Source organism: Enterobacter cloacae complex sp. ECL411, from assembly GCF_021869665.1.
In the GTDB taxonomy this organism is placed as follows: domain Bacteria; phylum Pseudomonadota; class Gammaproteobacteria; order Enterobacterales; family Enterobacteriaceae; genus Enterobacter; species Enterobacter intestinihominis.
The window spans coordinates 2,880,579-2,892,740 of the sequence record NZ_CP091486.1 but is presented as its reverse complement, the minus strand read 5'-3'; the positions used below and the strand labels follow the sequence as shown (position 1 = coordinate 2,892,740).

The 12,162-nt window shown below is 47.9% G+C and carries 4 protein-coding genes and 3 pseudogenes; all 7 read left to right on the top strand.

Annotation, left to right across the window (positions count from 1 at the left end; genetic code table 11):
* Window positions 1–30: 30 nt before the first annotated feature.
* Window positions 31–219 (top strand): annotated as a pseudogene (locus L3069_RS13840) (transposase); the annotation flags it as partial.
* A gap of 65 nt (window positions 220–284) precedes the next feature.
* Window positions 285–543 (top strand): annotated as a pseudogene (locus L3069_RS13835) (transposase); the annotation flags it as partial.
* A gap of 67 nt (window positions 544–610) precedes the next feature.
* Complete coding sequence (locus L3069_RS13830) at window positions 611–1,762, top strand: IS30-like element IS30 family transposase (RefSeq protein WP_001254932.1); 1,152 nt, start codon at window positions 611–613, stop codon at window positions 1,760–1,762.
* A 9-nt stretch (window positions 1,763–1,771) separates the two neighbouring features.
* Window positions 1,772–2,677, top strand: a pseudogene (locus tag L3069_RS13825) (IS3-like element ISEc52 family transposase); the annotation flags it as partial.
* A gap of 24 nt (window positions 2,678–2,701) precedes the next feature.
* Window positions 2,702–4,153, top strand: coding sequence for a DUF262 domain-containing protein (locus tag L3069_RS13820; protein WP_100167664.1), 1,452 nt, complete (start codon window positions 2,702–2,704; stop codon window positions 4,151–4,153).
* Window positions 4,146–6,188, top strand: a complete 2,043-nt coding sequence (locus L3069_RS13815) for a DUF262 domain-containing protein (RefSeq protein WP_100167663.1) — start codon at window positions 4,146–4,148, stop codon at window positions 6,186–6,188. The genes L3069_RS13820 and L3069_RS13815 overlap by 8 nt, the downstream gene beginning before the upstream one ends.
* 186 nt (window positions 6,189–6,374) lie before the next feature.
* Window positions 6,375–12,110: a DUF4011 domain-containing anti-phage protein Hhe gene (hhe, locus tag L3069_RS13810; protein ID WP_100167662.1), complete on the top strand. Its 5,736-nt coding sequence runs from the start codon at window positions 6,375–6,377 to the stop codon at window positions 12,108–12,110.
* Window positions 12,111–12,162: the final 52 nt, after the last annotated feature.

Sequence of the window (12,162 nt, the reverse complement as noted above, 5' to 3'; positions counted from 1 at the left end):
TCATTTAAGATGGCTTAAAGAGAGGTGCCCATGAGCGGTAAGCGTTATCCCGAAGAGTTTAAAACTGAAGCAGTCAAACAGGTTGTTGATCGCGGTTATTCTGTTGCCAGCGTTGCAACACGTCTCGATATCACCACCCACAGCCTTTATGCCTGGATAAAGAAGTACGGTCCGGATTCTTCCACTAATAAAGAACAGTCAGATGCTCAGGCTGAAGTGGTTTACTGAATTTGGCCACCTGAACAGAGGTGATATGCTCACCTCAGAACAACACAGGTGTCATAATGAAAAAAAAGAAATTTCAGCGCAGAGTTTAAACGCGAATCCGCTCAACTGGTCGTTGACCAGAACTACACCGTGGCAGATGCAGCCAGCGCTATGGATGTCGGCCTTTCCACAATGACGCGATGGGTGAAACAATTACGTGATGAACGGCAGGGCAAAACACCAAAAGCCTCCCCCATTACCCCGGAACAAATTGAAATCCGTGAGCTCAGGAAAAAGCTACAACGTATTGAAATGGAAAATGAAATATTAAAAAAGGCTACTGTAGATTCAATTGGTCAACGCAACAGTTATGTGAAAACATGGGGTTGCGGAGGTTTTTTGAATGAGACGAACATTTACAGCAGAGGAAAAAGCCTCTGTTTTTGAACTATGGAAGAACGGAACAGGCTTCAGTGAAATAGCGAATATCCTGGGTTCAAAACCCGGAACGATCTTTACTATGTTAAGGGATACTGGCGGCATAAAACCCCATGAGCGTAAGCGGGCTGTAGCTCACCTGACACTGTCTGAGCGCGAGGAGATACGAGCTGGTTTGTCAGCCAAAATGAGCATTCGTGCGATAGCTACTGCGCTGAATCGCAGTCCTTCGACGATCTCACGTGAAGTTCAGCGTAATCGGGGCAGACGCTATTACAAAGCTGTTGATGCTAATAACCGAGCCAACAGAATGGCGAAAAGGCCAAAACCGTGCTTACTGGATCAAAATTTACCATTGCGAAAGCTTGTTCTGGAAAAGCTGGAGATGAAATGGTCTCCAGAGCAAATATCAGGATGGTTAAGGCGAACAAAACCACGTCAAAAAACGCTGCGAATATCACCTGAGACAATTTATAAAACGCTGTACTTTCGTAGCCGTGAAGCGCTACACCACCTGAATATACAGCATCTGCGACGGTCGCATAGCCTTCGCCATGGCAGGCGTCATACCCGCAAAGGCGAAAGAGGTACGATTAACATAGTGAACGGAACACCAATTCACGAACGTTCCCGAAATATCGATAACAGACGCTCTCTGGGGCATTGGGAGGGCGATTTAGTCTCAGGTACAAAAAACTCTCATATAGCCACACTTGTAGACCGAAAATCACGTTATACGATCATCCTTAGACTCAGGGGCAAAGATTCTGTCTCAGTAAATCAGGCTCTTACCGACAAATTCCTGAGTTTACCGTCAGAACTCAGAAAATCACTGACATGGGACAGAGGAATGGAACTGGCCAGACATCTAGAATTTACTGTCAGCACCGGCGTTAAAGTTTACTTCTGCGATCCTCAGAGTCCTTGGCAGCGGGGAACAAATGAGAACACAAATGGGCTAATTCGGCAGTACTTTCCTAAAAAGACATGTCTTGCCCAATATACTCAACATGAACTAGATCTGGTTGCTGCTCAGCTAAACAACAGACCGAGAAAGACACTGAAGTTCAAAACACCGAAAGAGATAATTGAAAGGGGTGTTGCATTGACAGATTGAATCTACAACCGCGCTCTTGATGTCAGACTCCCTGAACAGTTCTCGATAATCGGGAAACTCAGGGCGCGTTATCCTGTGGCCACTCTCTGCCATGTGTTCGGGGTTCATCGCAGCAGCTGCAAATACTGGAAAAACCGTCCTGAAAAGCCAGACGGCAGACGGGCTGTATTACGCAGTCAGGTACTTGAACTGCATGGCATCAGCCACGGCTCTGCCGGAGCAAGAAGCATCGCCACAATGGCAACCCAGAGAGACTACCAGATGGGGCGCTGGCTTGCTGGCAGACTCATGAAAGAGCTGGGGCTGGTCAGTTGCCAGCAGCCGACTCACCGGTATAAGCGTGGCGGTCATGAGCACGTTGCTATCCCGAATCATCTTGAGCGACAGTTCGCCGTAACGGAACCAAATCAGGTGTGGTGCGGTGATGTGACCTATATCTGGACGGGTAAGCGCTGGGCGTACCTCGCCGTTGTTCTCGACCTGTTCGCAAGAAAACCAGTGGGCTGGGCCATGTCGTTCTCGCCGGACAGCAGGCTCACCATGAAAGCACTGGAAATGGCATGGGAAACCCGTGGTAAGCCCGTCGGGGTGATGTTCCACAGCGATCAAGGTAGCCATTATACGAGCAGGCAGTTCCGGCAGTTACTGTGGCGATACCGGATCAGGCAGAGTATGAGTCGGCGTGGAAACTGCTGGGATAACAGCCCAATGGAGCGCTTCTTCAGGAGTCTGAAGAACGAATGGGTGCCGGCGACGGGCTATGTAAGCTTCAGCGATGCAGCTCACGCAATAACGGACTATATCGTTGGATATTACAGCGCACTAAGACCGCACGAATATAATGGTGGGTTACCGCCAAACGAATCAGAAAACCGATACTGGAAAAACTCTAACGCGGTGGCCAGTTTTTGTTGACCACTTCATACCGCAGGAGGCATGATGGAGAGCATTAATAATCAAGTGCAGTCGGTACGCCAGTTGCTGGCCATTCCCCAACTGGCCATCCCAAGCTATCAGCGACCTTACCGCTGGGGCTCCAAGAATATCTCGAATCTCTTTACCGATTTGGCAACCCATCAGGACAAGAGCGCCTACCGGCTGGGCTCGGTGGTGTTTCATCAGCACACCGATAGTGAGCAGGGCGAGATGCTTGATATCGTCGATGGTCAGCAACGCACCCTGACCCTGATGTTGACCGTCAAGGCGCTGATCGAGGTGCTGGATAACGAAAATCGCAGTGGCAAAGAGAAGAGTATCCGGTTTCAACGTCAGGATCTGCGTGAGCAATTGCAGGTCTTGCGTGGACCTATCGATGCGTTTATGCAGCGCCAGCGCTTCCCCAGCCGGGATTCGGAGTTCAACCTCAGACGCAACTATCTGGAGTTGCGTCGGCTGGTGGCCCGCCCTGAGTTTGACGAGCAGCAAATTGACTTTCTGCTCAACCGCTGTCAGGTGGTCTGCTTTGTACTGCAGGATATCTCGGAGGCGTTCCAGTTCTTCGATTCGCAAAATGCCCGGGGGCGCGATCTGGCTCCTCACGATCTGCTCAAGGCATTTCACCTGCGCGAGTTTGCCGGTCATGAGGCCAATCTCAAGGCCGAGGCGGTCGCCCATTGGGAGCGCCTGCCAAGCGACGAGCTGGCCAATCTGTTCGCCCTCTATCTCTATCGGGTACGCCAGTGGGCCGAGGGCAAGTCGGCCCGCTACTTTGGCAAGGGGGAGGTGGATCTCTTCAAGGGGGTCAACCTAGATCGGGTAGGGCATTATCCTTACGTGGAGTCGCTGCGCATCGCCCACCACTTTGTCGATGAGTACAACCGCCAGTACCAGCGCAAGATTGACGGCCAGTACATGACGTTTCCCTTTCATCTCGACCAGATGATCATCAATGGTCGGCGCTTTTTCGAGATGGCCGAGTACTACCAGACGCGGGTGGCCGCCATCGTGGCCGAGGAGTCTGATTCCGGCAAGGCGCAATCTGCCACCCTGCTCGGCGAAACGCTGACACCGATGGCCAGCAAGGTGCTATCGACCCTGGGCAGCTACGAGCGTCGCCACCGCACCGGGGATCGTTATGTGCGGGCCATGTTCGACTGCGCACTGATCTTCTATATCGACAAGTTCGGCAGCCAAGGGCTGTCACTGGCCATCGAGAAGTGCTTTATCTGGGCCTATCGCTGCCGCATCCGCCAGCAGGTAGTGCAGTTGGCAACCATGGATAACTATGTGCTGGAGCACAATCTGATCCGTGCCATTCGTGATGCTCGTCTGCCGGGAGATCTGCACGGCTTCCCTTTGCCTAGCATGAGCAGTCGAGAGAACAAGAACAATCGCAATGGTGCCGAAGATGAGCTGGTCGGGCTGTTTCGGGAGATGAAATATTATGAATGATGCAGGCGTTCGCCCCTTTTCCATTCGTGCACTGCTTGAAGATCGCGCCCGCTATCTGGTGCCCATGTACCAGCGCAACTATGCCTGGGGTGAGGGAGAGATCACCCAGCTGCTGCAGGATGTGCTGGATTATCAGCAAAAATTGGTCAGTGGTAAGGGGCCGCAAACCTACTATATCGGCACCCTGGTGGTGTTTGCCCGGGACGATGGCAGTTTCGAGGTAATCGATGGCCAGCAGCGCTTTACTACCCTCTCTCTGCTGGCCAATTGGCTCAAACATCACGCGATAGATTCGGTGGATATGAGCTGGTATCAGACCATCAACCTCGCTTTTGAGAGTCGCCCGATATCGAGCCATACCTTCGAGCGCTTATGGCAGGGTGTTGCCCCCTACGATTTGCGGGGGAGTACCTTCAATGAAGGTTTGGTGAACGGTTTTGAGCTGATTGGCAAGGCAATGGCGGATCTTGGTTTGGTAGGGGCTAAACTGACGGCCTTTTGCGACTACCTCTTCAAGCATGTGCAGATCTCTCGTATCGAAGTACCCAAGGATACCGATCTCAATCACTTCTTCGAGGCGATGAACAATCGCGGCGAGCAGTTGGAAAAGCATGAAGTGATCAAGGCGCGGCTGATGGAGACGCTGAACCAGATACCCGAGGAAGAGCATCGTCGCCAAAGTATTCATATCCTGACCCGGGTATGGGATGCCTGCGCCAATATGGAGCGCTATATCCAGTACGGCTTTACCCCGCAAGAGCGCCACCGTCTGTTTGGTGAGAGCGACTGGGGTCAGTTTGTGCCCCGTGATTTTGCCCATCTGCTTGATCTGCTAGGATCCCCAAACACGGCCGACGCTGCCGATAAAAGCCGTGCAGCTGCCGGTAGCCAAGGGCGCACCTTGTTGGCCATTTTGCAGGATGACAAGCTTGATGGTGAGCAGACGGTGGAGGAGGAGAGCGCAGGCTCCGAGCGCTTTAACAGCGTCATCAACTTCTCCAACTTCTTGCTCCATGTGCTGCGACTCGTGAGCCGCGACCCGGGTGATACGGAGGGGGTGCCGCTTGATGATAAACAACTGGTCGATCAGTTTGAGCTGCGAGTGATAAGGCAACCGGATCCAGTAGCGGCAGTTCAGCGTTTTATCTATGGCCTGTTAAAGAGCAAGTATCTGTTTGATCAGTTCATCATCAAGCGCGAGTTTGCCGATGGCAAGGATAGTTGGAGTCTGAAGCGGCTGCACTGGTATTCGGAAAAGAGCGTCAGTTACATCAATACCTTTGACAAGGATGAAAATGAGAATGGTTTCTCTGGTGTTAACCGGCGGGTCCTGATGTTGCTGTCGGCGTTTCATGTGTCGACCCCGACCCTGGTTTACAAACATTGGCTGAATGGTGCACTGAGATATCTGTTCGACAATTGTCACCCTGATCAACCGGTGGATGCCGGGGCTTATCTGTCCTATCTGGAGAGTCAGGCTCGCCGCTTTATCTTCCAGCGCTTTTTGGCGCCTGGTGAAGGGGCTTCCTATTACCAGATGCTCTACCTTGATAACGCCCTGTTGCCCGCCATCAATGTGGATGAGAGTTGGCACAAGGTGATTACATCCAAACTTCGCTTCGGTCATATCGAGAACAACTTTGTCTTCAACTTCCTCGACTATCTGCTGTGGGTACGAGATCGGAATAGCGACAAAGTTGCTGGCCCCTTTGAGTTCACTTTCCGCAGCTCGGTGGAGCACTTCTCACCCCAGCATCCGATGGATGGCTATAAACCGGTTGAGCAGAGTGCACTCCATTCGTTTGGCAACCTTTGCCTTATCAGCCACAGCAAGAACTCGCGCTTGAGTAACTTCCAGCCGCAACAGAAGCAGGAGCACTTTGAAGCAAGCCTTGCCAATAACCAGACTGATAGTCTTAAATTGCTTGCTATGATTCGGCTGATGAAAGATAAAGGTCGTTGGCTGGAAGATGAGATAGCTGTGCATCAACAAGATATGTTGCAGGTCTTACTATCCAATCAAATTCAGCAATAACGGATTGAATCTGTTTATGAAATTTGGCTGCTATCAACTAATGGGCGTTAAGTTGATTGTATGATCTGATTGATAAAGAAGGGGAGACTAAAAATCTGCTCTTCTTTGCAGCAGTTTACTGCGGTCTTTTTGTGATGCATCAGCATAAAACGTTTTACTTGTGGACCCTAAGAAATGGAGAACATTATGTCGACTGTAGATACCTCTACAGCAGAGGAACTCAATCAAGGAGGCTCAGATTTTATTCTGACTTCCCTCGAGGCTATGCGTAAGAAGTTATTGGACCTTACGTCTCGAAATCGACTTTTGAATTTCCCTATCACTCAAAAAGGGTCTTCACTACGTATTGTTGATGAATTACCAGAACAGCTTTATGAAACCCTTTGCTCGGAAATCCCGATGGAATTTGCTCCTGTGCCCGATCCAACTAGAGCGCAGCTGTTAGAGCATGGCTATCTCAAAGTTGGGCCAGATGGTAAAGATATACAGTTAAGAGCTCATCCTAGCGCTAAGGATTGGGCGCACGTCTTAGGAATCCGTACAGATTTTGATTTACCAGATAACCATAAAACGGTTGTTTCTGATTCAGATAGAGAGTTGCTGGAAAAAGCCCATCAGTTTATCTTGCAATATGCCCAAGGCCAGAATGGAAAATTAACAGGGATTCGTTCTGAATACGTTAATCAAGGTATAGCTTTGTCAGCGTTGAAGGAGGCGTGCTGCTTAGCAGGCTATGAAGGGCTTGAGGATTTTGAACGACAGGCAAAGGCTGGGAATGAGATTAGTATATCTTCTTCCAATCCCTCTCATGACGATAATCGGATACAGGCTCTGCTTTATCCAAATGAACTGGAAGCTTGTTTGCGCGCCATCTATGGTAAGGCTCAAACTGCTTTGGAGGAGAGTGGCGCCAACATCTTGTATTTGGCGTTAGGGTTCCTTGAGTGGTATGAAAGCGATTCCTCTGAAAAGGCACGTTATGCACCGTTATTTACAATTCCGGTGAGATGTGAACGAGGAAAATTAGATCCGAAGGATGGTCTTTACAAGTTTCAACTTTATTACACGGGTGAAGATATTTTGCCCAATCTCTCTTTGAAGGAAAAACTTCAGGCTGACTTTGGCCTCGCTCTTCCTTTGTTCAATGAAGAGGAAACTCCAGAGTCTTATTTTGCTTCGGTGAAGAAGGTTGTAGAGCAGCACAAACCTAAATGGTCTGTGAAACGTTATGGTGCACTTAGCTTGCTCAATTTTGGCAAGATGATGATGTATCTTGACCTCGATCCTGCCCGCTGGCCTTGTGACAAGCGCAATATATTGTCTCATGAAGTAATTCGTCGCTTTTTCACCAGTCAGAGCTGTGGTCAAGAGAATTCCGGCTTACCTGGTGGCTTCGGTGAGCATGAGTACTGCATCGATAGTTACCCTGATATTCATGACAAGGTTCCACTAATCGATGATGCGGATAGCTCGCAGCACAGTGCGTTGATCGATGCTATCCGTGGTCAAAACTTAGTCATTGAGGGCCCTCCTGGTAGTGGCAAATCACAAACGATCACCAACTTGATTGCAGCAGCTCTGCTCAACGGTAAGAAAGTCCTGTTTGTGGCAGAGAAGATGGCTGCACTGGAGGTCGTCAAACGTCGCTTGGATCGTGCGGGGCTAGGTCAATTTTGCTTAGAGTTGCACAGTCATAAAACTCATAAGCGCAAGGTGCTGGATGATATTAATGCTCGCTTGGTGAGTCAGGCGACCATGCCTACTATGGAAGAGATTGATGCTCAGATTTTGCGTTATGAAGATCTTAAGCAGCAGCTCAATGAATATGCCGCATTGATCAATAACCAATGGGCGCAAACAGGCAAAACGATCCATCAGATTTTGAGTGGTGCAACCCGTTATCGTCACAAATTAGATATTGATGCAACAGCACTTCATATCGAAAACCTTTCCGGGAAGCAGTTGGATAAAGTGACCCAATTACGGCTGCGTGACCAAATAGTAGAGTTTAGCCGCATCTACAAAGAGGTTCGTGAGCAGGTGGGGGCTAATGCAGAAATATATGAGCACCCTTGGATCGGTGTGAATAACACACAAATTCAATTGTTTGACAGCGCTCGTATAGTCGATTTGCTACAAACTTGGCAGACATCAATTATCGACTTTCAACATAGCTATCAAGAATATGTAGATAAGTGGGCGTTAGAAGGCGAAAGCCTTAATACGCTTCAATATATTGAGCAATTGGTAGAAGATCAGTCGAATCTTCCAGTGTTGTGTGGTTCAGAGCATTTCCCAGCACTTAGTGAGCTAGATTCACCCGATGCCATTGCACGGGTGCGTCACTATTTAGATAGGTTCGAGTTGCTACAAGGTCATTATGTGGCCTTGAGCCAGGTTATCGAGCCTCAAAAGCTACGACTTTTAGAACAAGGACAATCGTGTGACTTTCCTCGTGAAGAGCTGGAAAAATATGGTGCAGCAGAGGATTTCACTTTACGTGATTTGGTCAGGTGGCTTGAATCCATCCAATCAATTCATGATGAGTTATCATCTATTTATGCGCAATTAAACGATTTCAAAAATGCTTTGCCAGATGGTATTGCTTCGTATATCGATGATTCGCAAGCTGGATTGCTATTCTGCTCTGAGTTGTTGTCGATTCTGGGTGCTTTACCGACTGAGCTTATTAGAGTTCGAGATCCTCTTTTTGATGATGATGATATCGATGCAGTATTGCGCGACTTAATGTGTCAAATCGAAACATTGCGTCCTTTAAGAGATGGTCTATCTACTTTGTATCAATTGGACCAGTTGCCTTCCCAAGAGATGCTCGCGCATGCCGTTGCTGTTATCCAGCAAGGGGGATTATTTGCATGGTTTAAGAGTGATTGGCGTAGTGCCAAGGCACTGCTCATGGCGCAATCTCGTAAGCCTGACACTAAGTTTGCTGAGTTAAAACGCTGCTCAGCTGATTTGCTCAAGTATTCGGAGCTGTTACAACGGTTTGAACAAAGTGACTTTGGTAATCAACTTGGTAATGCATTCCGAGGGTTGGACACCGACTGTGAACAACTCATGTTATTGCGTGATTGGTACAAGAAGGTCCGAGCTTGTTACGGGATAGGTTTTGGAAAGCGAGTTGCGATAGGCTCTGGATTATTTAACCTAGATGGTGAGATTATCAAAGGTGTGCATTTAATCGAGAAATCGCAGATTAGCTCAAGATTAATGACTTTGGTTAAACGGGTCGAGCACGAGGCTAAGTTATTACCGCGTATTTCTAGCTTGTTGGAAGAACATGCATCTTGGTTAGGTGAGCAAGGTGTATTGATGCAATCTTACCGACAGGTGCGGAATACTCTCATTGCCTTGCAGGGATGGTTTATCAATCCAGATATATCATTAGAGCAGATGACTCATTCCTCCGAGATTTTGCAAAACATAAACGATCTTCAGATATCCCTTGAAAATGACTCGTTACAGTTAGGGGCGTTTTTACAATTAACCCCATTGGCTTGCGGTGCGTATAAAAATAATCAACTGACGTTAGACACTATTAACGACACGCTGAATTTTGCCGAGCAACTGGTTGATAAGATAAATTGCGTATCCTTGGCTACCCAGATCAGACATTTGGCTAGTGGTAGTGATTACGATTTACTATGTCGTGATGGTGGGGAAATAGTTTCGAAATGGAATGAACAGATTAAAAATGCTGAGTTATATGCGCTAGAAACAAAGTTAGAGCGGAGTCAGTGGCTCAAGTCGACTGATGGTTCTCTTAATACATTAATCGAGCGCAACGAAAGAGCAATACAGCAACCCCGTTGGTTGAACGGGTGGGTTAACTTTATTCGTTGTTACGAGCAGATGCATGAAAATGGATTGCAGCGAATCTGGAGTGCTGTACTTGCGGGCTCGCTCCCGATTGAAAAAGTTGAATTGGGTTTAGCATTAGCAATTCATGACCAGCTGGCGCGGGAGGTTATTCACATCCACCCTGAATTGATGAGAGTTTCCGGCTCACAGCGCAATGCTTTGCAGAAGTCATTTAAAGATTACGACAAAAAACTGATTGAATTACAACGTCAGCGGATTGCAGCAAAAATTGCTTGCCGAAATATACCAGAAGGGAATTCTGGTGGTAAGAAAAGTGAATATACAGAACTAGCTTTGATCAAAAATGAGTTGGGTAAAAAAACCAGACATATTCCAATTAGGCAATTGGTTAACCGTGCATGTAATGCGCTGGTTGCAATTAAACCTTGTTTCATGATGGGGCCAATGTCAGCAGCTCATTACCTAGAACCTGGACGAATGGAATTTGATCTGGTGGTGATGGACGAAGCGTCTCAGGTGAAGCCAGAGGATGCATTGGGTGTCATCGCGAGGGGCAAGCAACTAGTGGTCGTTGGTGACCCGAAACAGCTACCACCAACCAGTTTCTTTGATCGAAGTGCCGACGGAGAAGATGACGATGATGCCGCGGCTTTAAGTGATACTGACAGCATTTTGGATGCTGCTTTGCCACTGTTTCCTATGAGACGTTTGCGTTGGCACTATCGTTCACGACATGAAAAGTTGATTGCATACTCTAACCGCCATTTTTATAACAGTGATTTGGTGATATTCCCTTCCCCAAATGCTGAGTCTCCAGAGTATGGGATTAAATTTACCTATGTGTCAAAAGGTCGGTTCTCCAATCAACACAATATTGAAGAAGCCCAAGCAGTTGCTGAGGCCGTACTTCATCATGCGCAACACCGGCCGGGTGAGTCACTCGGGGTAGTGGCCATGAGTTCCAAGCAACGCGATCAAATTGAGCGCGCTATCGATGAATTGCGCCGAAATCGCCCTGAATTTAACGATGCAATCGATGGCTTATATGCCATGGAAGAGCCACTTTTTGTGAAAAACCTTGAGAACGTTCAAGGGGATGAGCGTGATGTAATCTTTATTTCCTTTACCTATGGACCTTCTGAGCATGGTGGAAAGGTTTATCAACGCTTTGGACCTATCAATTCCGATGTTGGCTGGCGTCGCTTGAATGTGCTTTTCACTCGATCAAAAAAACGGATGCATGTGTTTAGTTCAATGCGTTCTGAAGATGTATTGACGAGTGAAACCAGTAAACTTGGTGTTATTTCGTTGAAAGGTTTTTTACAGTTTGCCGAAAGTGGCAAACTAGATTCCCTCACAACGCATACCGGCAGGGCTCCAGATAGTGACTTTGAGGTTGCTGTAATGGAAGCACTCAATCACGCTGGGTTTGAGTGTGAACCTCAGGTAGGGGTTGCAGGATTCTTTATTGATCTAGCTGTGAAAGATCCAGGTTGTCCTGGCCGTTACTTAATGGGCATAGAGTGTGATGGTGCGGCTTATCACTCAGCTAAATCTGCTCGTGATCGTGACCGTTTGCGTCAAGAGGTTCTGGAGCGTTTGGGTTGGAGAATTAGCCGCATTTGGTCCACTGATTGGTTCAGTAATCCTGATGAGGTTCTATCTCCGATTATCCGTAAACTCCATGAGCTTAAAACATTGGCTCCAGACGTTGTTGTACCTTCCTATGAATATGTAGAAACGATTGAGTCAAGCGCTGAAGTGGCGTCTGACTCAATTGATTCTCTTATGCCCAATTTGGGGCTTAAGGAGCAACTTAAGTATTTTGCCACACATGTCATTGAGATTGAGCTTCCTAATGTTGATGCTGATCGTCGTTTGTTGCGGCCCGCAATGCTTGAGGCTTTGCTGGAACATCAGCCTTTATCACGTTCCGAGTTTGTTGAACGAATACCTCATTATCTGCGGCAAGCAACAGATGTATACGAAGCGCAACGCTTTCTTGACCGAGTCTTGGCATTAATTGATGGCGCAGAGGCTGAAGCGAATGATGCAGCGTTTGAGTCTGAATTGGCATAATTAGTTAAAGGTAATAAGAACAGTGACAACTGTCGGACAACGTGAACGCGCA